The following is a 23,040-nucleotide window of genomic DNA, read 5'->3' as shown; positions in this document are numbered from 1 at the left end:
TTATGAAAAATACGACTTCTGCCTTACAAGACAATAGGGTTATCCCTGCCTCGCCGATTACCCGCTTACGCTGGGGGATCATTTTCATTCTGTTGATGGCGGCGGTCATCAATTACCTTGACCGCGCCAACTTAAGTATTGCCAATACCACCATCGCCAAAGAATTTGGTTTTAGCGCCACCCAGATGGGGATGCTGCTGTCTGCCTTCCTGTGGCCCTACGCACTCGCTAACCTGCCGGCCGGCTGGCTGGTGGATAAACTGGGGCCGAAAAAGATGTTCTCCGGCGCGGTAGGGTTATGGTCGACCTTTACCGTGCTGGCCGGGTTCATCAACGGCTATTCCATGTTTTATGGACTGCGCATGTTGCTGGGGGTAGCCGAGTCGCCCTTCTTTACCTCGGGTATTAAAATCACCCACCGCTGGTTTTCCGCCCGCGAACGCGGCCTGCCGACCGCCATCATCAATACCGGCTCGCAAATTGCCAACGCCGTTGCACCGCCGATCCTGACCGTACTGCTGCTGACACTGGGCTGGCGCGGCATGTTTATCGCCATTGGTCTGGCTGGCATTCCGTTACTGTTGGTCTGGCTGAAGTTTTATCGCGAACCGACCGCGGCCGAAGAGCGCGACATCCACGCCAACACCGCAGCGACAGCAGCACCCAGCCATGAAGCGGCAAAAAATCAGCAAGGCTGGGGTGCCTTGTTCCGCCATAAAACCACTTGGTTCATGATTCTGGGTAATTTCTCCATCATGTTCACCATCTGGGTTTACCTGACCTGGCTGCCGGGTTATCTGGAAAAATCCCTTGGCTTTACGCTGAAACAAACCGGTTGGATCGCTTCGATTCCGTTCCTCGCCGGTATTCTCGGCGTGCTGTGCGGCGGGGCTATCTCTGATCGTCTGATTCGTCGCGGCGTCAACACCATTACGGCCCGTAAAATTCCGATCGTCTTGGGGGCAGCACTGGCGGCCTGCTTTGTTGCACCGATCCCGTTTGTCAGCAACACCTCGCTGTCTATCCTGCTGCTGTCGTTGGGGTATTTCTGCTCGCAGTTGCCTTCCGGCGTTATCTGGACACTGGCGACCGACATCGCGCCTAAAGAGCAGGTGGCATCACTCGGGGCAATTCAGAACTTCGGCGGTTTTCTCGGCGCGGCCAGTGCTCCCATCATCACCGGCGTGATTTTGGATGCCACTGGGGTGTTCACCAATGTTTTCTTTCTGGGCGCAGGCCTGCTGATGCTGGGTGCGTTGAGCTACGGCTTGTTCGTTAAGAAACCAATAACCGTTTGAAACCTGAAGGTTTTATAGACAGACAGGTTTATAAACACACCGTTTTATAAACAGATGACAACAACCGGTATGGCGCGTCAGGCACCATACCGGTTCAGAATTACCCTGCCGCGACATCCTGCGGGAAGCGTTTTTGCCAGGCATCGAAACCACCATCCACGCTGTATACCGCCTCAAAACCCAGGCTTATCAGGTAATTCGCCGCATTACGGCTACTGATGCCGTGATAACACATCACCATCACCGGCTGTTCAAAATCCGCACCGCGCACAAAATCTGACAAGGTTTCATTGGTCAGGTGGATTGACCCCGGTACATGCGCCGCACCGAAACTCTGCGGGTCACGAATATCAACCAGCGACTGACCTTGCTGCCAGCGCTGATACGCCTGCTCAATATCGATTGCCTCAAACTGCTCCATTGCCTGCCTCATCGTTCGTGGTGAAAATTCGTGGTTAAAAAAGGGTTATCAACGGCTTTGCCTGACATTGTCGGCATTGTAACCCACCCACCGCACGTATAGACCGGACAAAACACAGGGATATCGCGCGCTCACGCAGGTATCGTGACGGCATGAGCCGACGCAGCAGGACTATTTTCAATCAAATCAGGCGCGAAACTGTTAGCTGTATCACGCGTAAATGTTTTTAATTGGTTAACGCTTGGCTAACATGTTTGTTTTCGATTAATATCGTGAGCGAAAACGAACATTTTAACTTTCAACGGCCGACCATGGCGGCGTTTGACGTAGCGGAGGAGAAAACGTGGAAACCCAAGATCTGATCGTGATCGGCGGAGGCATTAACGGTACGGGCATCGCAGCAGATGCCGCCGGGCGCGGGCTGTCCGTCCTGCTGCTGGAAGCGCAGGATCTGGCCTGTGCGACCTCTTCCGCCAGTTCCAAGCTGATTCACGGCGGCCTGCGCTATCTGGAACACTATGAGTTCCGGCTGGTGGGAGAAGCCTTGTCCGAACGCGAAGTATTGCTGAAAATGGCACCGCATATCATTTTCCCGATGCGTTTTCGCCTGCCGCACCAGCCGCATTTGCGCCCGGCCTGGATGATCCGCGCCGGTCTGTTCATGTATGACCATCTGGGCAAACGTGTCAGCCTGCCGTCCAGCCACGGGCTGCGATTCGGCCGTGAATCAGTGTTAAAACCCGAGCTGACGCGCGGTTTCGAATATTCCGATTGCTGGGTGGACGATGCCCGTCTGGTGGTACTGAACGCACAGGAAGTGGTGCGCCGTGGCGGCGAGGTGAAAACCCGCATGAAAGTCACCCGCGCTCATCGCGAAAACGGCCTGTGGATCGTCGAAGCCGAAGATACACTCAGTGGTGAAACCCACCGCTGGCAGGCGAAAGGCCTGGTCAACGCAACCGGCCCGTGGGTACGCCAGTTCTTCGATGAAGGCCTGGCGCTGCCATCACCGTATGGCATTCGTCTGATTAAAGGCAGTCATATCGTCGTGCCGCGCGTCCATCAGGAAGAGCAGGCCTACATTCTGCAAAATAAAGACCACCGTATTGTGTTTGTGATTCCGTGGCAGGATGAATTCTCCATCATCGGCACCACCGATGTGGAATACCACGGCGATCCGCATCAGGTGAAGATCGACGACAACGAAATTCGTTACCTGCTGGATGTGTACAACGACCATTTCAAAAAGCAGCTGACACGTGACGATATTGTCTGGACGTATTCGGGTGTGCGCCCGTTGTGCGACGACGAATCCGATTCACCGCAGGCTATCACCCGCGACTACACCTTGTCCGTTGCCGATGAAAACGGTAAGGCACCGCTGCTGTCCGTATTCGGCGGCAAGCTAACCACCTACCGTAAGTTAGCGGAGCACGCACTGGAAAAGCTGGTGAAATACTACCCGCAAGCCGGACAAGCGTGGACCCGTAACACCATTCTGCCCGGTGGTGATATCAGCGGCAGCCGCGAAGATTACGCCGCGACATTGCGCCGCCGTTACAATCTGCCGGAAGCGCTGGCACGTCGTTACAGCCGCACTTACGGCAGCCAGAGCGAGAAAATCCTCGGCAACGCCCAATCCTTAAGCGACCTGGGCGAACATTTCGGCCATAACCTGTACGAAGCCGAGTTACGTTATCTGGTGGAACATGAGTGGGTTGTCACGCTGGAAGACGCTATCTGGCGTCGTACCAAGCTCGGCATGTGGCTGGACGACGCACAACGCCAGCGTGTCGCCGACTGGCTGGTCAGCTACCGCAGCCAGTTAGCCAAAGCAGGTTAATACTAAAGAAAAACGGCTTCCTCATGGAAGTCGTAGCTGTGGTCCCACTCAATCCAAACGAAGGGGATTCGGCGTCAAAAACTGTGCTGAGGCGAGCGGATTCGCCGGGTGAGCCGCATATACGCGGCGAAAGCCCGTGCCGCGTCTGGAACGCGTCACGGGCGGCCCGAACAGCGAAGACGCTTGCCGAAGGTACCGCCTAGCGCCACACCATTTTGCAACGCAAAATGGAACAGCGCTTGCGCTGGCCCGCAAGGGTGAACCCGTCAGGGTTCATAGTTTAGCCCTTAGCCAGAGGTCAAGGAGAGGCGGCGTTTGAGCCTCTCCTTGTCGTGCATGCGATGATGCCGCAAAGGGATAACGGATGTCATCAAGCACGAAACCTCATGCTACTCCAACATAAATCGCCAATAACAAAACGACAGCGCTGTTTGTCTACAACCGTATTGGCTTGATATGCCAAATCTCGTCGGCGTACTCCTGAATCGTACGATCGGAAGAGAAATAGCCCATATTGGCGATGTTGTGCAATGTGCGACGCGTCCATTCATCTTCATCGCAATATACCTCGTCTACCTGGTCCTGGCAGTCCACATAACTGCGGTAATCCGCCAGCAACTGATAGTGGTCGCCGAAATTGACCAGTGAGTCGAACAGGTCAGCATAACGGCGCGGCTCGTCTGGACTGAATACCCCAGTCGCTATCTGTGTCAGTACCCGGTGCAACTCCTCATCCTGATTGTAGAACTCGCGCGGGTTGTAACCGTTGCGACGTAATTCCTCTACCTGCTCCGTCGTATTACCGAAGATAAAGATATTCTCTTCCCCAACCCGCTCACGCATTTCGACGTTGGCACCATCCAGCGTACCGATGGTCAGCGCACCGTTGAGCGCAAACTTCATGTTACTGGTGCCAGAGGCCTCGGTGCCGGCCAGCGAGATCTGCTCCGACAGGTCTGCCGCCGGAATAATGATTTGCGCCAGGCTAACGCCGTAATTCGGGATGAACACAATCTTCAGTTTGTCTTTTACCGCCGGATCGTTGTTGACCACGCTGGCCACATCATTGATTAAATGAATAATGTGTTTGGCCATGTAGTACGCGGAGGCTGCCTTACCGGCGAAAATGGCGACGCGCGGTACGCGGTCCAGATCCGGGTCATCCTTGATGCGGTTATAGAGCGTTATCAGGTGCAACACGTTGAGCAGCTGGCGCTTATACTCATGAATACGCTTGATCTGCACATCAAACAGCGCGTTAGGGTCAACCACAATATCCAGATGCTGAGCAATGTAGACCGCCAGCCGTAATTTATTTTCCTGCTTGGCTTTACGCACTTTCTGCAGGAAAGCCGGGTAATCGATGTTCGGTTTCAGGTCAGCCAGTTGGCTCAAATCGGTACGCCAGGTCTTACCGATGGTTTCATCCAGCACTTTCGACAGTGGGCGGTTTGCCAGCGCCAGCCAGCGCCGCGGTGTCACGCCGTTGGTTTTGTTGCAGAAGCGTTCTGGATAAACCCGGGCGAAATCAGCGAACAGCGACTGCACCATCAGGTCGGTGTGCAACTGGGACACCCCGTTCACCTTGTGGCTACAGATCACCGCCAGCCACGCCATACGCACCTTACGCCCGTGCTCTTCATCAATGATCGATACCCGCTTGAGCAGGTCGACATCATTGGGGAAACGCTCTTGCACCTCGTCCAGGAAACGGTCATTGATTTCGAAAATCAGTTGCAGATGGCGCGGCAGGATTTTGCCCATCATGTCGACCGGCCAGGTTTCCAGCGCTTCCCCCATCAGGGTATGGTTGGTGTAAGAGAACACCTTGGTGACCACATCCCAGGCTACATCCCACTTGAACTTGTGCTCATCGATCAACAGCCGCATTAACTCGGGGATCGCCAACACCGGATGGGTATCGTTAAGGTGGATGGCAAACTTCTCCGCCAGATTGGCGTACGTTTTATGCATCGTCCAGTGACGGCTAAGGATGTCCTGTACCGTGGCAGACACCAAAAAGTATTCCTGACGTAAGCGCAGTTCGCGGCCGGAATAGGTGGAGTCATCAGGGTAGAGCACGCGCGACACGTTTTCGGAGTGGTTTTTATCTTCTACCGCCGCGAAATAGTCGCCTTGATTAAATTTACCGAGATTGATTTCGTTACTGGCCTGCGCCGCCCATAGCCGCAAGGTGTTGGTGGCGTCGGTATCAAAGCCGGGGATTATCTGGTCATAGGCGCAGGCGATGATTTCCTCCGTTTCCAGCCAGCGGGTTTTACTCCCCTCCTGCTGGATGCGGCCGCCAAAACGCACCTTATAGCGGGTGCTGTGACGCACAAATTCCCACGGGTTGCCGTATTCCAGCCAGTAATCCGGCGACTCCGCCTGCTTTCCATCGACGATGTTTTGCCGGAACATACCGTATTCATAACGAATACCGTAACCCCGGCCCGGCAGCGCCATGGTGGCGAGCGAGTCGAGAAAACAGGCTGCCAGACGACCAAGACCCCCGTTGCCCAATGCCGGGTCGTCTTCTTCTTCCAGCAGCTCGTTCAGGTCCAGCCCCATCGCTTCCAGCGCATCACGCAGGTCGTCAAACATACCCATCGCCAGCAACGCGTTGGACAGCGTACGCCCCAGCAGGAATTCCATCGACAGGTAATAAACCTGTCGGACATCCTGTGATAACTGTGCACGATTAGAACGCAGCCAGCGCTCGACCATACGGTCCCGCACCGCCAGTACCGCGGCATTCAGCCAGTCATGCTTACTGGCGATGCTGGGATCCTTGCCGACGGTAAACATCAGCTTATAAGCGATGGAGTGTTTCAACGCGTCTACGCTGAGCGTAGGTGAGTTGTAGATAAATGGAGAGTTCATAATGTCATTCCCACTGATGCGTACTACCAAAGACGTTGATAAAGCGCACGATAGGCCTGGGCAGCGACCTGCCAACTAAAATCCATTGCCATTGCCTGACGTTGTACATAACGCCAAAGCGAAGGGCGCGACCACAACACAAAGACCCGACGAATCGCCCGCGACAGCGACGCGGTATTACAATCGCTGAACACAAAACCGCTCGCCAGGCCATCAGCCAGATTTTCCAGCGAGCAATCTGCCACGGTATCCGCCAGTCCACCGGTGCGTCTGACCAGCGGTAACGTGCCGTATTTCAGGCCGTACAACTGGGTCAACCCGCAGGGTTCGAACCGACTAGGAACCATAATCACATCCGCCCCGCCAATGATGCGGTGCGAAAACGCTTCGTGATAACCAATCTGTACGCCGACGCGGCCGTGATACTCCGCCGCCGCCGCCAGAAAACCTTCCTGTAAGGTGGCATCGCCTGCTCCCAACACCACCAGTTGTCCACCTTGTTCCAGCAAATCCGGCACGGCCTGCAAGGCAATATCCAGCCCTTTTTGGCTGGTCAGGCGACTGACGATGGCGAACACCGGCACACGGACATCCACCTTCAGTCCCATCGCTGTTTGCAAATGCCGCTTGTTTTCCGCTTTGCGCGCCAGCTCATCGCGGCTATACGTGGCGGTTAGCAAGGCATCGTGTGACGGGTTCCAGATCTCGTCATCCACCCCATTGAGAATGCCAGACAAACGCCCTTGCTCTTCACGCGACTTGAGCAGCCCCTCCAGCCCATAGCCATACTCAGCCTGTGTAATTTCATGGGCATAGGTCGGGCTGACGGTGGTGACATGATCCGCATAATACAGCCCGGCCTTGAGGTACGAGATTTGGCCGTAAAACTCCAGCCCGTACATGTGGAAGTACTCCGGCGGCAAGCGCAACTCCGACATGTGACGGGCATCAAATAATCCCTGATAAGCCAGATTATGGACGGTAAATACCGATTTTGCCGGTCGACCTTTCGCCGCCAGATACGCACAGGCAAGACCGGCATGCCAGTCATGGGCATGAACGATGTCTGGCCGCCAGAACGGATCCACGCCGTTGGCCATTTCCGCCCCCATCCAGCCCAGCAAGCCAAAGCGCAAGACATTGTCCGTATAGGCGAATAACGACGTATCGTGATACGGGCTGCCTGCCCGCTCATACAGGTGCGGGACATCGATCAGATAAATGCCCACCCCGTTGTAATGGCCATAACGCAGCGTGACATGGCCGCCAAACGTATCCAGCTCCCTCACGACCTGCGCGTCCGGGATACCTTTTTTCAGGTCGGGAAATGCCGGCAACAGCACTCGTACATCCATCCCCGCCGCTATCTGCGCACCGGGCAACGCGCCCACCACATCCGCCAGTCCCCCGGTTTTCAGCAAGGGGAATAGCTCTGAACACACGTGTAATACCCGCATCTTGTCTCCCATTCCACCACCCACGCCCCACACGTGGGCAGCATCAATCCGCCGACCCATTACGGCCGGGTACACAATCAGGTCAGGACGTGAGCTTCGCCAACATGGCTCGCGTCACCAGCACAATGCCCTCTTCAGAACGATAAAAACGACGGCTGTCATCCTCAGCGTTCTCGCCAATCACCATGCCTTCGGGAATGTCGCAGGCGCGATCGATGATGCAACGATGCAAGCGGCATGAGCGTCCGACGTTGACATCCGGCAACAACACCGATGAATCGATGCTGCAAAAGGAGTTGATACGCACACGAGGGAACAGAACCGAATGCGTGACCACCGAGCCGGACACAATACATCCGCCCGACACCAGCGAATTCATGGTTAGGCCATGACTGCCGGAGCGGTCCTGGACGAACTTGGCGGGTGGTAACGCCGCCATCGCCGAGCGAATCGGCCAGTTATGGTCGTACATGTCCAGTTCCGGCATCACCGAGGCCAGGTCGAGGTTGGCGCGCCAGTAGGCTTCCAGCGTGCCCACATCGCGCCAGTACGGCGGCGCGTTGTCCGAAGACGTCACGCAGGAGAGGGTGAAGGGATGCGCCCAGGCATTCCCTTCCGCCACGATTTTTGGGATCAAGTCCTTGCCGAAATCATGGCTGGAATCCGAGGTGCACACATCCTCCTCCAACCGCCGGTACAGGTATTTGGCGTTGAAGACGTAGATCCCCATACTGGCCAGCGCCATCTCGGGGTTATCCGGCATCGGTGCCGGGCTGGCGGGCTTCTCGTCGAAACTGATAATGCGGTTGTCTTTATCCACGCTCATCACGCCAAAGGCGTGTGCTTCTTTGATAGGCACCGGAATACACGCGACCGAACACTCCGCGCCATTCTCCACGTGGTCCAGCAGCATGCGGGAATAATCCATCTTATAGATATGGTCACCGGCCAGAATCACGACGTATTCCGCCCCGTAGCGCCGGATGATATCCAGGTTGTGGCATACGGCATCGGCAGTGCCGCGGTACCAGTGATCGTTTTCATCATGCCGTTGCTGGGCTGGCAGCAAATCAACAAATTCATTCATCTCAATATTCAGGAATGACCAGCCGCGCTGGATATGCTGCACCAGTGTGTGCGACTGATACTGGGTAATCACGCCAATACGACGGATCCCGGAATTCAGGCAATTAGACAGAGCAAAATCGATAATTCGGTATTTACCGCCAAAGTGCACCGCGGGTTTGGCACGGTGCGCCGTTAAGTCTTTCAGCCGGGTCCCACGCCCGCCCGCCAAAATCAGTGCGACAGATTTCAAGGGCAATTGTCTGGACAGCATCAGGGGATCATGTTTGTCAGTACTCACCATGTCAGACTCCTTTTTTATTGTTTTACCAGTACGCACACCGCATTCGCCTGCCCATGCCAAACCCGTCCTTTGAGTGGATTGTCAGCCGCGCTAAAGGGGGGCGAAACCCGCCACTCCCCAGCGGGAAGCGAAAACTCACTCGTCTGCGTCGTGGCGTTGAGCAATAGCAACCAGCGTTCGGAAAGTTGGATTTGTAACTGATGTGCCCCCTGCTCCCATTCATATGGCGTCAGCGGCTCTCCCTGCGCATTCAGCCACCGAACATCGTTTCCACCGTCACGCCACCACGCCGCTTTGCGTAACGCTGGAATAGCACGGCGCAGGCGGATCAGACCCGCGGTAAACGCGAGCAAATCGGTATCCATCTGATCCCAGTGCAACCAGGCCAGCGCGTTATCCTGGCAATACGCGTTATTGTTGCCCTGCTGGCTGTTACCGAATTCATCGCCAGCCAGCAGCATCGGCGTGCCCTGCGACAACAGCAGTGTCGTCAGCAACGCCTGTTGGCTGGCGCGTCGCCGCGCCTGTGTGGCCTCATCCGCCTCCAGCCCTTCCGTCCCGTGGTTGAAGCTGAAATTGCTGTTGGTGCCATCCCGGTTTTGTTCCCCGTTAGCCTGGTTATGCTTGTGGTTAAAACACACCAAATCCCGCAGGGTAAAACCGTCATGGGCGGTCAACATGTTGACCGACGCCCAGGGCAAGCGCCCGTTACGCTCGAACACCTCGCTGGAGGCGGCGAAACGGCGGGCAAATACCCCGACAGGCAGATCGCCGAGTAACCAGAAACGGCGCATGTCGTCGCGAAAACGGTCGTTCCACTCGACAAACGGTGCCGGAAACTGGCCCAGTTGGTAGCCACCAGGGCCAATATCCCAGGGCTCAGCGATCAACTTGCAGTCGCGCAGCGAGCGGTGGTTACGCAGCGCGGTAAAGAACGGGGCCGAAGAAGAAAAGTCCGGCGTGCGCCCCAAAATTGTCGCCAGATCAAAACGGAAGCCATCCACATGGCAGGTTTCATGCCAGAACGTCAGGCACTCAATCACCCACTGCAACACCGCCGGGTTATCCAGCCGCAACACGTTGCCGCATCCCGCCCAGTTGTAATAATCGCCCTCCCCGGTCAGCCAGTAGTAACTGGTGTTATCGATGCCGCGCAGCGACAGCGTAGGGCCGTCTACGTCCAGCTCTGCGCTATGATTGAACACCACATCCAAAATCACCTCGATGCCCGCTTTATGCAGCGCCCGCACCGTGTCACGGAATTCGTTGAGCGGGTCATCCCCCGCCGCCAGGCTGCTGTCCACCGCGAACGGCAGCAGCGTGTTGTACCCCCAGTAATTGCGCAATCCCATCGACTGCAACCGGGGCTCGTCGGCATGCTGCTGGACAGGCATCAACTCCAGTGTGGTCACACCCAATTGCGTCAGGTACTCCAGCATCACAGGATGCGCCAGCGCAGCGTAGGTGCCACGTATCGATGCCGGAATGCGCGGGTGGCGTCGGGTCAAGCCGCGTACATGCGCTTCGTACAACACGGTGTGATGCCAGGGCGTGCGCGGAAAGGCATCGCCCTGCCAGTCGTAGCGTTCATCCACCACCACGCTGCGTGGCATCACTTCCGCGCTGTCCTCGGCATCGGGGTAGTCGTAACCGCCGTGCAGCCGCTCGTCATCCACCACCCAGCCATCCATCTGGCGAGCGCAGGGGTCAAGCAACAGTTTCCTGGCATTGAAACGCAGGCCACGTTTCGGGTCGAACACACCATCAACACGGTAGCCGTAACACAAGCCCGGCTGGGCATCCGGCAAATAGCCATGCCAGATATCACCGGTACGGGCCTTCAGCGGCAGGCGTTGTTCCCGCAGACCGTCAAAAATACACAATTCCACCTTCGAGGCTCCGCAAGAGAACAACGCAAAGTTCACCCCTTCGCCATCAAAGTAAGAGCCTAACGGTCGGGGACGACCCGCCAGCAGTTCAACCATTACGCCTCCCTCACCAAATACAGGGTGGAGAGCGGTGGCAGTGTTAATACCAGCGATTGTGGCCGGGAATGGCTGCCGACCGCTTCGCTGCGTACCAGTCCCTGATTGCCAATATTGCTGCCGTGATAATGCATGGAGTCGGTATTCAGCACTTCGTGCCAGTGCCCCGGCTGATTGATACCGACGCGATATCCGTCCCTCGGTACCGGCGTAAAGTTGCTGATAACCAGCATTTCATTGCCGTCAGCATCGCGCCGGATAAAAGCGAATACCGAATTCTCGCGATCGTCTACCACCACCCATTCGAATCCCTGATGCAGGTAATCGCATTGATAAAGCGGCGGGTGTTGGCGATAGCAATAGTTGAGGTCGCGCACCAGTTGCTGTACACCGGCATGCCAGCCCTCGGGCTCATCCAACAGATGCCAGTCGAGGCTGGTGTCGTGATTCCATTCTCGTCCTTGCGCAAACTCGCTGCCCATAAACAGCAGTTTCTTACCGGGATACGCCCACATGAAACCGTAATAGGCGCGCAGGTTGGCGAACTTCTGCCAGGCATCGCCCGGCATCCGGTCGAGCAAAGAGCGCTTGCCATGCACCACTTCATCGTGCGACAGCGGCAGGACGAAGTTCTCGCTATAGGCATACAACATGCCGAAGGTCAGCAGGTCGTGGTGGTATTTGCGATGCACCGGGTCCAGTTGCATATAGGCCAGCGAGTCATGCATCCAACCCATGTTCCATTTGTAGTGAAACCCCAAACCACTGTGTTCCGGCGGCAGCGTCACTCCGGCATAATCGGTAGATTCTTCGGCGATAGTGACCGCACCGGCACGGTGCTGACCCAGCATCTGGTTGGTGTAACGCAGAAAACCGATCGCCTCCAGGTTCTCTTTACCACCGTAGTGGTTCGGCACCCATTCGCCGTCACGGCGGCTGTAGTCCCGGTAAATCATCGACGCCACCGCATCCACCCGCAGTCCATCGACGCCAAACCGTTCGGTCCAGTACAACGCGTTACCCGCCAGATAGTTACGCACTTCGTGGCGGTCAAAGTTATAAATCAGCGTGTTCCAGTCCTGGTGGTAGCCCTCTTTCGGGTCGGCATATTCGTACAAGGCGGTGCCGTCAAACCGCGCCAGACCGTAGCTGTCGGTCGGGAAATGGCCGGACACCCAATCCAGCAGCACATTGATGCCCGCCTCATGAAACGCATTGACCAGATAACGGAAATCCTCCGGTGAGCCGAAACGACGAGTCGGCGCATACAGCCCCAATGGCTGATAGCCCCAACTGGCATCAAACGGATGTTCATGCACCGGCATCAGTTCAACATGGGTAAAGCCCATTTCTTTCACATAAGGCACCAGTTGGTCCGCCAGTTCGCGGTAGCTGAGCCAGAAATTATTGTCGGTATGCCGCCGCCATGACCCCAGATGCACCTCGTAGATGGAAATCGGCGACTGCAAATCGTTGGCGGATTGCCGCGCCTCATCTACCGGCAGCGCAGGCGGCAGCCCACTCACCACTGAGGCGGTATCCGGGCGCATCTGTGAGGCAAAGGCATACGGGTCGGATTTCACCAGCACATTGCCGTAGCAATCGATAATTTCGAATTTGTACAACTGCCCTACCCTAACGCCTGGGACAAACAGCTCCCACACGCCGTTCTCACGCCGCAAACGCATCGGATGGCGACGCCCATCCCAAAAATTGAAATCGCCCACCACCGAGACCCGCTGGGCGTTCGGTGCCCAGACGGCAAAACAGGTGCCCTCAACACCATCCAACGTGGACGGATGTGCACCCAGTGTTTCAAACGGTCGTAAATGGCGCCCCTCCGCCAGCAACCAGATGTCTAACTCCTGCAATAACGGGCCAAACCGATAAGGGTCATCAATGACATATGTCTCCTGCTGCCAGGTGACCGCCAGCCGATAGCTGAATGGTTTTTTACGACGAGGAATTACTGAAGCGAAAAAACCACGTGGGTCCTGACACGCTAAGTGCGCCACTTTGCGTCCGCTGTGTGCATCCACCACGTGAACTTCACTGGCGTCTGGAAGCAGTGCGCGTACTTCCAGCCCTGACGATGTGACGTGCATACCCAATACTGCAAAAGGATCGGCGTAATGGCCGGAAACAAGGAGATTAATGATGTTCCGATCGGAAAATCCTGACATGGCATCCGTCCTCTGAATTAACCATCTGAATAAATTAAAGATGTTAAAGATACAGGTCACTTCTTCAGCACTCTTATTGGTATGCGAATGCCCTGAGTCAATAACAGAAAAGGAACCAGCCTGACCCCCATAAAAAGAGAGCCGACCTGAAAAGGTGCAACAGCACCGTAATAGTTGATGCTGAAAAGTATTCTTCAGGTAAGCCTAAGATTCAGCTTAGTCAAGAAAAGAGAAAATATTTGAGATATTGGATAAATTTTTACTTCCAACAACTATAAGAAAAAATAATTAATCATAGCGTTAGCGAATATTGATCTTATTCGGGTTACCTTGGTGTACAACACGTAGAATTGCTTGATCCAACAAGGAGGTGTGTGGAGATGGTTAGCCAGGTTGATTTGATTCTGTCATTGCTGCAACAAACGTGCGTCTATCTGGTCATCGCTTATTTGCTGAGCAAAACGCCGCTGTTTATTCCGCTGACGCAGGTTACCCTTCGTTTGCCGCACAAACTGATCTGCTACCTGACGTTTTCCATGTTTTGCATCCTCGGCACCTATTTCGGCCTGCATATTGACGACTCCATCGCCAATACTCGCGCCATCGGTGCACTGTTGGGCGGCGTGCTGGGGGGGCCAACGGTCGGCGTACTGGTCGGGCTGACCGGCGGTCTGCACCGCTATTCATTAGGTGGCATGACCGCACTGGCGTGCATGGTGTCCACCATCATGGAAGGGTTGGCCGGTGGCCTGCTACACCGTTATATGCTGCGTCGCCACCGTATCGACCTGTTGTTCCAGCCGTTGGTTATCGCGGCTGTTACGCTGCTAGTGGAAATACTGCAGATGAGCGTCATCCTGCTGTTGTCGCACCCGTTTGGCGAGGCGCTGACGCTGGTTAAGAACATCGCCTTGCCAATGATCATCACCAACAGTATCGGGGCAGCCATGTTCATGCGGATCCTGTTGGACCGCCGGGCCATGTTTGAGAAATACACATCGGCGTTTTCTGCGCGCGCCTTGCAGATTGCGGCAAGGGCGGAAGGGGTATTACGGGAAGGATTTAATCCGGATACCGGCCTGCGGGTAGCCCATATCTTGTATGAAGAACTGGGTGTTGGTGCCGTCGCCATCACCGATCGGGAAAAGCTGCTGGCTTTTGTCGGCACCGGCGACGATCACCACACCACCGGTTCGCTGATTATGTCGTCCTATACCCATCAGGCTATCGACAACAATCAGGTGGTGTACGCTGACGGTAACGAAGTACCGTTTTGCTGCCCGTTGTCGTCACACTGCAAATTGGGGTCTACACTGGTTATCCCACTGCGTGGCGAAGAGCAACGAGTCATCGGCACCATCAAGCTGTATGAACCGAAAAACAAGTTATTCTCCAGCATAAACCGCACGCTGGGCGAAGGTATCGGCCATTTGCTGTCGGCTCAAATCTTCGCGGGTCGTTTCGAGCAGCAAAAGCAGTTACTGGCACAATCCGAAATCAAACTCCTGCATGCACAGGTGAACCCACATTTCCTGTTTAACACCCTAAATACCTTATCGTCGATTATCCGCCGCAATCCGGATCAGGCCCGTCAGTTGGTGTTATCGCTATCGACCTTTTTTCGTAAAAACCTCAAACGTAGCGGTGATGAAGTCGCGCTCAGTGACGAACTGGAGCACATCAACGCCTATCTTGATATTGAAAAGGCCCGTTTCGCCAATCTGCTGACAGTGGAAATCGCCGTTCCAACGTCGCTCAGGGCCGCCAGATTACCCGCCTTTTCCCTGCAACCGCTGGTGGAAAATGCCATCAAGCACGGCATCGCCCACATGCTGGATAACGGTTATTTGCGCATTGGTGCCCGTACTCACGCCAATATGTTGGAGCTCACGATAGAAGATAACGCCGGGACTTATTACCCCCGCAACGGTAGTGACGGGCTGGGGATGAATCTGGTAGACCGACGTATCAAGGCGCGCTACGGCCATCATTACGGCATTACCGTCACCAGCGAACCGGAACGCTTTACCCGCGTTCGGGTTCGCGTACCGCTGAGGGTAGGATAAGAGCGTGTCAGGCTGGCGCAGTCATACTCATGCCTGAAATAAAACTCATGCCTGAAATAAAAAACGGCTTCCCCTGGGGGAAGCCGTTCTTAGGCTGATCTCGGCATCACATCACGTCACTGCTCCGGCTAACGCCATCTTCGCTATCGTCGGTGAGGATGACCCGGGAAATTACAGCCCTACTACGTTCTCAGCAGAAGGACCTTTCGGACCGTTGCCGATAACGAATTCCACTTTCTGGCCTTCGTACAGCGTTTTGAAGCTGTCGCTCTGAATTGCAGAGAAATGTACGAATACGTCTTTGCTGCCATCAGCCGGGCTGATAAAGCCAAAACCTTTAGATTCGTTAAACCATTTTACTGAACCAGTCATTTTATTAGACATCATATTACCTCGTAATTTTTTTCCAGCCCGTTTAAGGGCAACAGGGGTCTGCAATGCAGGAAATACTTATGAGCAAGAAAAAAAGAGATTCAGGGGAAGTGATATCTGGGGATAACGCTTGGACTGAGGACTACTTTAGTAAAATGCCTGACATAAATAGGTCTGACTAACAAACCGTGCGGCTATTAACGCATTCATCAGGCATGAAAGCAAGCATTATGTATTATTACGGCTGGAAAATATTTTATATTTTTTATAATTCATACGGTTAATGGGTTGGCCCCGGTACGTTTTCGCCACGACCACAACCGACGCTGACACCAGCCTGACCCACAAACCGGCTGACGATCTATCTGTGTCGCCGTATTTATGCCTTAGCGCTCTGTTCCATCGGGATCAGATTCAGCTGTCCGTGACGCACGCCGGTCTGAGCGATGACCGAAGCGGCAAACTGCTCTACACGATCGGTAGGGCCACGCAAAATCACGGTTTCCACGCATTCATCATGGCTGAGGTGGGTGTGCATGGTGGACACCGTCAGGTGATGGTGTTCATGCTGCATACCGGCCAGTCGGCTCGATAACTGACGCTCGTGATGATCATACACATAGCTCAGCACCGCCACACACTCGGCATTTTTATCCTGTGCTACCGTCATTTCGCCCAATTCACGCCGCAACATGTCGCGAAACGCTTCCGATCGGTTGGCATAGCCTTTTCGCAGCATCAGTGCATCCAACGCCTCAGCCAGCGGGTCATCCAGAGAAATCGTCAATCGTTGCATCTCAGCCTCACAAAAAAGCGCAAAAAATCCTCCGGCGTGGTGCCACGCAGGCCGTCCCATTATGCCGGGGTTCATCATGATGATCGTGATTCAGCGCAAAACGGCGCTCAAATCCCTGACGGACAAACAAGAATGGACAATACCGCGAACCATTGCCAGAAAAAGATCGCCACCTCCTAAGGAGAAGGTATGGGGATAGGAAGAACAGTAAAACGCGCCCAACGGGCGCGTTTTAGCGGGAACGGAATTACAACAGGATGCGCAGCATGCGGCGCAGCGGTTCGGCAGCGCCCCACAGCAGCTGGTCACCAACGGTGAAAGCGGACAGGTACTGCGGCCCCATGTTCAGTTTACGCAGACGGCCCACCGGGGTAGACAACGTGCCGGTCACCGCTGCCGGGGTCAGTTCACGCATGGTGATTTCGCGGTCGTTCGGCACCACTTTCACCCAGTCATTGTGGGTAGCCAGCATGTGCTCGATTTCCGGAATCGACACATCTTTTTTCAGCTTCAGCGTGAACGCCTGGCTGTGGCAGCGCAGCGCGCCGATACGCACGCACAAACCATCCACCGGAATGGTGCTGGCGGTATTCAGGATCTTGTTGGTTTCCGCCTGGCCTTTCCACTCTTCACGGCTCTGGCCGTTTTCCAGTTGTTTGTCGATCCACGGGATCAGGCTACCCGCCAGCGGCACACCGAAGTTTTCCACATCCAGACCGCCGCGTGACAATGCCGTCACTTTGCGCTCGATATCCAGAATGGCGGAAGCCGGGTCACTCAGTTCAGCGGCGACTTCAGCGTTCAACTGGCCCATCTGAATCAGCAGTTCACGCATATTGCGCGCACCAGCACCGGACGCCGCCTGATAGGTGGCAACGGATGCCCACTCCACCAGATCGTTGGAGAACAGGCCACCCAGCGACATCAGCATCAGGCTGACGGTACAGTTACCACCGACAAACGTTTTGATGCCTTTATCCAGACCAGACTGGATAACGCCGTGGTTAACCGGGTCCAGAATAATAATCGCGTCATCTTTCATTCGCAGAGAAGATGCTGCGTCGATCCAGTACCCCTGCCAGCCACTTTCACGCAGCTTTGGGTAGATTTCATTGGTATAATCGCCGCCCTGACAGGTGATGATAATATCCAGCGCGCGCAGCGCGTCGAGATTGTAGGCATCCTGCAGGACACCCTGCTGGCCGCCCAGCGCCGGTGCTGGCTGACCGTGCTGCGACGTAGAAAAGAATACCGGGCGGATTAAATCAAAATCGCGTTCTTCCACCATGCGCTGCATGAGTACCGAACCGACCATTCCGCGCCAGCCAACAAAACCAACATTTTTCATGGTAACCGTCCTGCCTGGGGGTGACAAAAAGCAATCCGACTGCCATTTCAGGCAGGGAGCATAGTTTAAAGTGATGTCTGTCAACCTTACAAAATGTATCAGAAGTCGCAAGTGAATTTATTCGATGACTCAGGCGTTTTCAGCAACAGGCCTAATGTGCCTGCCAGAAGACGGAGGATGAAAGGAGCTTACCACCACCATGACTGAAATGATCTCGGCAACCGTCCTGTTGCTGTTAATTATGGATCCGCTCGGCAACCTGCCAGTGTTTATGTCTGTTCTGAAACACCTGGATCCCAAACGGCGACGTGTGGTGCTGATTCGGGAGATGATCATCGCACTGGGGGTGATGCTGGTGTTCCTGTTCGCGGGCGAGAAGATTCTGGCAATACTGAATCTGCGTACCGAAACCGTGTCTATTTCCGGCGGTATCGTGCTGTTTTTGATTGCCATCCGCATGATTTTCCCAACGCAGGAAGGCTTTACCAGCGGCTTGCCCGCCGGCGATGAGCCGTTTCTGGTGCCGTTGGCTATTCCGATGGTGGCCGGGCCATCGATTCTGGCCGCACTGATGCTGCTCTCCCACCAGTACCCGAATCAATTGCCGCATCTGACACTGGCGCTGCTTATTGCCTGGGCCATTACGGTGGTCGTGCTGCTGTTATCGAACCTGTTCCTGCGATTGTTGGGCGACAAAGGCGTCAATGCGCTGGAACGGCTGATGGGGCTGGTACTGGTCATGCTCTCCACACAAATGTTTCTGGACGGTATTCGGGCCTACCTGAAACTGTAGCATCTGGACGTTGTTGCCTCAGGCCATTCTCTCAGTCTCCCGCACCAGGCGGAGACTGAGAGAGAAGGGTTATCCCCGACCCAGATTAATCACACTCAATCACACCACGTAGCTCAGCAGCAGGGTGCCAACCAGACCACACACCGCGATAATGGTTTCCAGCGCTGACCACGACTTCAACGTTTCCGGAATGCTCAGGTTGAAATACTCCTTGAATAGCCAGAAACCGGGGTCGTTGACGTGAGAGAAAATCACGCTGCCGGAGCCCACAGCGATCACCATCAATTCCGGGCTGGCACCGGTAGTAGCGATAAGCGGCGCGACAATCCCGCCCGCAGTCAGCGCAGCCACGGTGGCAGACCCTAATGCCAGGCGCAGCACGGCGGCGATAAGCCAACCCAGCAGCAACGGCGACACGCTACTACCGTGCATCATCCCGGCGATGTACTTGTCTACGCCGCTGTCTACCAGCACCTGTTTAAACGCGCCGCCACCACCGAGGATCAGCAACATCATGGCGATGATTTTAATCGAGTCGGTAATGGTGCCCATCACCTCATCCATGCTGCGACCACGGTTCAGGCCGAAGGTAAAAATCGCGATCAGCACCGCAATCAGGGTCGCCATCACCGGGTCGCCGAAGAACTCGGCATACGGCAGCAATGCATGTCCCTTCGGTAATATCATTTCCGCCACGGCGCGCAGCGCCATCAGGATAACCGGCACCAGTGCAGTCATTACGCTGACGGCAAAGCCCGGCATTTCCTCTTCGGTGAACTGTTTCGGGTTATACAGCCCTTCCGGAATCGGCTTATCGATCTTTTTCAGAAAACGGGCGTAAACCGGCCCCGCCAGAATCACCGTCGGGATCCCCAGCAACGTACCGTAGAGCAGGGTTTTGCCCATGTCGGCATGGAATAGCGAAGCAATCGCTGTTGGCCCTGGATGGGGCGGCAGAAAACCGTGGGTGACAGACAATGCCGCCGCCATCGGCACACCAGCGTACAGTAATGGGATGCGGGCTGAGGCCACAATGCTGAACACCAGCGGCAACAGCAGTACAAACCCCACTTCATAGAACAGCGCGAAACCGACGGTAAACCCGGTCAGCACAATCGCCCACTGGATATGTTTACGGCCAAAGCGATGAATCAACGTGGTGGCGATCCGCTGTGCACCGCCGCAGTCCGCCAGCAATTTTCCCAGCATAGCGCCAAATCCCATGATCAGCGCCAGGCTACCCAGCGTACCGCCCACCCCGTTTTTGATGGAAGTCATCACTTTTTGCACCGGCATTCCCTGCATGACGCCCACAGCCAGTGCAACCAGAATCAATGCGATAAAACCATTCAGTTTAAAGCGGATCATCAGCACCAACAGCAGTGCGACACCCACAGCGACAATCACGAGTGGCATAACTCTCTCCGGCAACCCCTGTCTGCGCGAGCCGGGCAACAACAGGGGATTTTCTTATGTTTTGCGAAGGCTCCCGGTGTGACATCGGCACCTTCGCTACAGTAGTGGCGTACCTGCGTCATGACAGGCATGCATCGTTGCATCCCGTCGGGAGCATCCACCCATGTGATGGCTGTCATGTGGCGGCTATCGCGTGACAACTATCACAATGCACGATGTTACCGGTATCATGATACCGGTAACATGTTAAAATACGAAACCTGCGCGACGCATTTAATTTACAGTTTGGGATAGAGATCAAATTATGTCAGGACAAAGTATTATTCTGATGGGGGTTTCCGGCAGCGGGAAATCCAGCGTGGGAGCCCAGTTGGCACGAGCCATTCACGCCAAGTTTATTGATGGCGACGATCTGCATCCCAGGGCCAATATCCAGAAAATGGCCAGCGGCCAGCCGCTCAATGACGATGACCGCGCCCCCTGGCTGGAGCGCCTGAACGATGCTGCCTACAGCCTGCTGCATAAAAATGAAACCGGCATTATCGTCTGCTCCGCCTTAAAAAGGCGCTACCGCGATCGGCTACGCGACGGCAACGATGGCATGGTCTTTCTCTACCTGAAAGGCAGTTTTGACGTCATTTTGCAACGCCATCAGGCACGCGCCGGCCATTTTATGCCGACGGGTCTGCTGCAAAGTCAGTTTGATGCACTGGAAGAGCCGGACGAAACCGAAGCCGATGTCATCACCGTGGATATCAACGGCCCGATGGACCAGGTGGTAGCGCGGTGTGTCGAGGCATTGCGCGCTCGCCTGCCACGCTGACCTAGGGCCTAGACGCTTTCGCCCACCTGCAGGGTAAAGCCGACGTCCACACGGGTCGTCGGCAAGGTTTCACCGTGCAGACGCGCCAACAGTTGTGCCGCACCGAGCTCGCCAATTCGCTTACGCGGTGTCAGTACGCTGGTGAGCCGTGGTACCGTGGTTTGTCCAATATCATGGCCGTGGAAACCGGCAATCCCCATCTGTTCGGGAACGCGTAACCCCTGCCGCTGGCATTCGAACATGGCACCAATCGCCAGGTCATCATTAGTACAGAACAGGCTATCGAGCTGTGGGTATTCCGCCTGCGCACGACGCAACAGATCGCCGCCCAACGTGTAAGACGAAGGGCTTTCACTCATCACGCTGTAGCTGGCAAGCCCAGCCTCCGCCATCGCTTGTTCGTAACCTCGCTTCTTTAATAACGTGCGTTCATCCTGACGTGCGCCGAGGTACACCACGCGGCGGCGACCACGCGCAATCATATAACGCGTCATCTGGCGTGCGGCGTCCACATTATCAAACCCCACCGCCATATCGAGGCAGGGGGAGACCGAGTCCATCAATTCCACGACCGGGATCCCAGCCACCGCAATCATCTGACGGGTACGCGCCGTATGGCTGCGCTCAGCAAGAATCAACCCGTCGATGTTATAAGCCAGCAGCGACATCAGACGCCGTTCTTCCACTTCCGGCTGGTAGCCGTAATGCGCCAGCATGGTTTGATAGCCTTGCGATTCCGCCACTTTTTCAATGCCACGCAACACCTCGGCAAACACCTGGTTGGTGAGCGATGGCAGCAACACGCCGATGGCCCGGCTGGTGGAATTAGCGAGAATATGCGGCGTTCGGTTGGGAATGTAACCCAATTCATCCAGCACAGCGGCGATTTTGCCTCGCAACGCTTCAGAGACCTGTTCCGGGTTACGCAAATAGCGGCTGACCGTCATTTTAGTCACCCCAACCCGGTCGGCGACATCCTGCAACACCGGTCTTTTTTTCTTTATCATCCGTTGACATCCCCGCGACTCAAAACGCCGATTGTACTAAAGAAATGGTTAGCAGAATATCTATCTGAACACCGGTGATAACAATCGCATGACAGTATCCCGAAACCAACTTACTTATATTATTTCTTTATTATTAATTAATTTTGCAATAAATAGACATGCCAATAAATTAATTTCATTTTTAATAAAGTAATACGGTCATAAATGATTTTTTATTATAAGTCGTTTCACATACTACTATTGTATTCTTGCCGGAATGGCACCCATCATTACATGCCATAAAAAATGTCGGGAGACAGAAAATTGGCTTTCTGTGAAAGCGAACAAATCTGAATAGATACCCTCAATAAGTCGAGTTACCGGGCAACACGCTCACGTGTTGCACCGCACAATGCGTTGCGCCCTTTCAGGGCGAGTAATACGACCAACACAGCTATAACGTCAGCGCACCTACAACGTGAAGTATGACGGGTATCGATGCTGATCAATCTGGCTGCCACTGGCAGCATTAATAACACTCTGGAGACGATAATATGACTGGCATTTCTCAACTTGGAACGCACGTCCCAACCGTAGGATTAAGTCCGAAAATTACGGTCACCAAATCTGAAGAAACGGGCGGATATAATATCAATATAGATTCAATATCAGTTAACCCGGATATTACGCCCGAAAGCGGCGAGGAAGCCGTGCGTAGATTTCAGGCGCATATTGAAGCACAAAAAGCAGGTACCGAGCCGCCCCAGTCTGCCTACGTGACCATTTCAGAAGGCAAGCCCGTCACCGTGACCTACGGCGACTTGTCAAAAAAAGTCACCAGTACCGATAATCCTGTCACTACCACGGCGGGTCGCGCCGTTTATACGCCAGGCACCTCCAGCGACGGCATTACCATCCAGTCGATACCGGTGACAACCAGCAGCGAAGCGGATACTCCAACAACTCAGCCATCGTAAGTCTTGCCATCAAAAATAAAGGCG

18 protein-coding genes are annotated in these 23,040 nt (G+C 54.9%); 7 read left to right on the top strand and 11 right to left on the bottom strand.

What is annotated here, in order from left to right; translation table 11 throughout:
* The first annotated feature begins 2 nt into the window (after positions 1 to 2).
* Entirely contained in the window at positions 3 to 1,298 is a 1,296-nt protein-coding gene (locus FGI04_RS20605; RefSeq protein ID WP_407337186.1) for an MFS transporter, read from the top strand.
* Positions 1,299 to 1,398: 100 nt separating this feature from the next.
* Here the strand turns inward: FGI04_RS20605 and glpE are convergent, their stop codons facing one another.
* The gene (gene glpE, locus FGI04_RS20600; RefSeq protein ID WP_407337185.1) at positions 1,399 to 1,719 is read right to left on the bottom strand and encodes a thiosulfate sulfurtransferase GlpE; all 321 of its coding nucleotides are present in this window, start codon (positions 1,717 to 1,719) and stop codon (positions 1,399 to 1,401) included.
* Positions 1,720 to 2,062: 343 nt separating this feature from the next.
* Between glpE and glpD the strand changes: the two genes are divergently transcribed.
* Entirely contained in the window at positions 2,063 to 3,562 is a 1,500-nt protein-coding gene (glpD, locus tag FGI04_RS20595) for a glycerol-3-phosphate dehydrogenase (protein ID WP_342699301.1), read from the top strand.
* Positions 3,563 to 3,997: 435 nt separating this feature from the next.
* Here glpD and glgP read toward each other — a convergent pair whose 3' ends face one another.
* From glgP to glgB, 5 genes are all read right to left on the bottom strand, one after another.
* Positions 3,998 to 6,445: a glycogen phosphorylase gene (glgP, locus tag FGI04_RS20590; protein WP_407274165.1), complete on the bottom strand. Its 2,448-nt coding sequence runs from the start codon at positions 6,443 to 6,445 to the stop codon at positions 3,998 to 4,000.
* A 23-nt stretch (positions 6,446 to 6,468) separates the two neighbouring features.
* Positions 6,469 to 7,902, bottom strand: a complete 1,434-nt coding sequence (glgA, locus tag FGI04_RS20585; protein WP_407337184.1) for a glycogen synthase GlgA — start codon at positions 7,900 to 7,902, stop codon at positions 6,469 to 6,471.
* Between the two features lie 82 nt (positions 7,903 to 7,984).
* Positions 7,985 to 9,271: a glucose-1-phosphate adenylyltransferase gene (gene glgC / locus FGI04_RS20580; protein WP_342699303.1), complete on the bottom strand. Its 1,287-nt coding sequence runs from the start codon at positions 9,269 to 9,271 to the stop codon at positions 7,985 to 7,987.
* A gap of 14 nt (positions 9,272 to 9,285) precedes the next feature.
* Positions 9,286 to 11,256 (bottom strand): glycogen debranching protein GlgX, encoded by a 1,971-nt coding sequence (glgX, locus tag FGI04_RS20575; RefSeq protein WP_407337182.1) that lies wholly within the window; start codon positions 11,254 to 11,256, stop codon positions 9,286 to 9,288.
* Entirely contained in the window at positions 11,256 to 13,439 is a 2,184-nt protein-coding gene (gene glgB / locus FGI04_RS20570; protein ID WP_407337181.1) for a 1,4-alpha-glucan branching protein GlgB, read from the bottom strand. The genes glgX and glgB overlap by 1 nt, the downstream gene beginning before the upstream one ends.
* Before the next feature lie 380 nt (positions 13,440 to 13,819).
* Here glgB and FGI04_RS20565 point away from each other — a divergent pair, with 380 nt between their 5' ends.
* On the top strand, positions 13,820 to 15,505 hold the full coding sequence (locus FGI04_RS20565) for a sensor histidine kinase (RefSeq protein ID WP_407337370.1): 1,686 nt from the start codon (positions 13,820 to 13,822) through the stop codon (positions 15,503 to 15,505).
* A gap of 171 nt (positions 15,506 to 15,676) precedes the next feature.
* Here the strand turns inward: FGI04_RS20565 and cspE are convergent, their stop codons facing one another.
* From cspE to asd, 3 genes are all read right to left on the bottom strand, one after another.
* Complete coding sequence (gene cspE / locus FGI04_RS20560; protein WP_012768004.1) at positions 15,677 to 15,889, bottom strand: transcription antiterminator/RNA stability regulator CspE; 213 nt, start codon at positions 15,887 to 15,889, stop codon at positions 15,677 to 15,679.
* Between the two features lie 367 nt (positions 15,890 to 16,256).
* Positions 16,257 to 16,673, bottom strand: a complete 417-nt coding sequence (gene nikR / locus FGI04_RS20555) for a nickel-responsive transcriptional regulator NikR (RefSeq protein WP_407337180.1) — start codon at positions 16,671 to 16,673, stop codon at positions 16,257 to 16,259.
* A gap of 247 nt (positions 16,674 to 16,920) precedes the next feature.
* Positions 16,921 to 18,021, bottom strand: a complete 1,101-nt coding sequence (asd, locus tag FGI04_RS20550; protein ID WP_342699307.1) for an aspartate-semialdehyde dehydrogenase — start codon at positions 18,019 to 18,021, stop codon at positions 16,921 to 16,923.
* Between the two features lie 199 nt (positions 18,022 to 18,220).
* Here asd and FGI04_RS20545 point away from each other — a divergent pair, with 199 nt between their 5' ends.
* Positions 18,221 to 18,814, top strand: coding sequence for a YhgN family NAAT transporter (locus FGI04_RS20545; RefSeq protein ID WP_019845825.1), 594 nt, complete (start codon positions 18,221 to 18,223; stop codon positions 18,812 to 18,814).
* Positions 18,815 to 18,913: 99 nt separating this feature from the next.
* On the opposite strand, the gene gntT is transcribed toward FGI04_RS20545, so the two are convergent.
* On the bottom strand, positions 18,914 to 20,230 hold the full coding sequence (gene gntT, locus FGI04_RS20540) for a gluconate transporter (RefSeq protein ID WP_407337179.1): 1,317 nt from the start codon (positions 20,228 to 20,230) through the stop codon (positions 18,914 to 18,916).
* A 56-nt stretch (positions 20,231 to 20,286) separates the two neighbouring features.
* Between gntT and FGI04_RS20535 the strand changes: the two genes are divergently transcribed.
* Positions 20,287 to 20,427 carry a hypothetical protein gene (locus FGI04_RS20535; RefSeq protein WP_342699309.1) on the top strand — a complete coding sequence of 47 codons (141 nt, stop codon included), beginning with the start codon at positions 20,287 to 20,289 and terminating at the stop codon, positions 20,425 to 20,427.
* Positions 20,428 to 20,534: 107 nt separating this feature from the next.
* Complete coding sequence (locus FGI04_RS20530) at positions 20,535 to 21,053, top strand: gluconokinase (protein WP_342699310.1); 519 nt, start codon at positions 20,535 to 20,537, stop codon at positions 21,051 to 21,053.
* Between the two features lie 8 nt (positions 21,054 to 21,061).
* Here FGI04_RS20530 and gntR read toward each other — a convergent pair whose 3' ends face one another.
* Positions 21,062 to 22,060: a gluconate operon transcriptional repressor GntR gene (gntR, locus tag FGI04_RS20525; protein ID WP_342699311.1), complete on the bottom strand. Its 999-nt coding sequence runs from the start codon at positions 22,058 to 22,060 to the stop codon at positions 21,062 to 21,064.
* A 533-nt stretch (positions 22,061 to 22,593) separates the two neighbouring features.
* Here gntR and FGI04_RS20520 point away from each other — a divergent pair.
* Positions 22,594 to 23,016, top strand: a complete 423-nt coding sequence (locus tag FGI04_RS20520) for a mucin protein (protein WP_407337178.1) — start codon at positions 22,594 to 22,596, stop codon at positions 23,014 to 23,016.
* Positions 23,017 to 23,040 lie beyond the last annotated feature (24 nt).

The sequence above is a fragment of the Dickeya ananatis genome (assembly GCF_019464615.1).
GTDB classification, from domain to species: domain Bacteria; phylum Pseudomonadota; class Gammaproteobacteria; order Enterobacterales; family Enterobacteriaceae; genus Dickeya; species Dickeya oryzae.
Note: the sequence above shows the minus strand (reverse complement) of the source record. Positions and strands in the feature narration are given on the sequence as shown.

Bases quoted from the DNA above. Each gene is read 5' to 3' on its own strand.
- FGI04_RS20565 (WP_407337370.1), top strand. From the start codon at position 13,820: ATGGTTAGCCAGGTTGATTTGATTCTGTCATTGCTGCAACAAACGTGC.
- gntT (WP_407337179.1), bottom strand. From the start codon at position 20,230: ATGCCACTCGTGATTGTCGCTGTGGGTGTCGCACTGCTGTTGGTGCTG.
- glgP (WP_407274165.1), bottom strand. From the start codon at position 6,445: ATGAACTCTCCATTTATCTACAACTCACCTACGCTCAGCGTAGACGCG.
- glgA (WP_407337184.1), bottom strand. From the start codon at position 7,902: ATGCGGGTATTACACGTGTGTTCAGAGCTATTCCCCTTGCTGAAAACC.
- glgC (WP_342699303.1), bottom strand. From the start codon at position 9,271: ATGGTGAGTACTGACAAACATGATCCCCTGATGCTGTCCAGACAATTG.
- FGI04_RS20535 (WP_342699309.1), top strand. From the start codon at position 20,287: ATGTTTTGCGAAGGCTCCCGGTGTGACATCGGCACCTTCGCTACAGTA.
- FGI04_RS20545 (WP_019845825.1), top strand. From the start codon at position 18,221: ATGACTGAAATGATCTCGGCAACCGTCCTGTTGCTGTTAATTATGGAT.
- FGI04_RS20605 (WP_407337186.1), top strand. From the start codon at position 3: ATGAAAAATACGACTTCTGCCTTACAAGACAATAGGGTTATCCCTGCC.
- FGI04_RS20520 (WP_407337178.1), top strand. From the start codon at position 22,594: ATGACTGGCATTTCTCAACTTGGAACGCACGTCCCAACCGTAGGATTA.
- gntR (WP_342699311.1), bottom strand. From the start codon at position 22,060: ATGATAAAGAAAAAAAGACCGGTGTTGCAGGATGTCGCCGACCGGGTT.
- cspE (WP_012768004.1), bottom strand. From the start codon at position 15,889: ATGTCTAATAAAATGACTGGTTCAGTAAAATGGTTTAACGAATCTAAA.
- glpE (WP_407337185.1), bottom strand. From the start codon at position 1,719: ATGGAGCAGTTTGAGGCAATCGATATTGAGCAGGCGTATCAGCGCTGG.
- glgB (WP_407337181.1), bottom strand. From the start codon at position 13,439: ATGTCAGGATTTTCCGATCGGAACATCATTAATCTCCTTGTTTCCGGC.
- glgX (WP_407337182.1), bottom strand. From the start codon at position 11,256: ATGGTTGAACTGCTGGCGGGTCGTCCCCGACCGTTAGGCTCTTACTTT.
- asd (WP_342699307.1), bottom strand. From the start codon at position 18,021: ATGAAAAATGTTGGTTTTGTTGGCTGGCGCGGAATGGTCGGTTCGGTA.
- nikR (WP_407337180.1), bottom strand. From the start codon at position 16,673: ATGCAACGATTGACGATTTCTCTGGATGACCCGCTGGCTGAGGCGTTG.
- FGI04_RS20530 (WP_342699310.1), top strand. From the start codon at position 20,535: ATGTCAGGACAAAGTATTATTCTGATGGGGGTTTCCGGCAGCGGGAAA.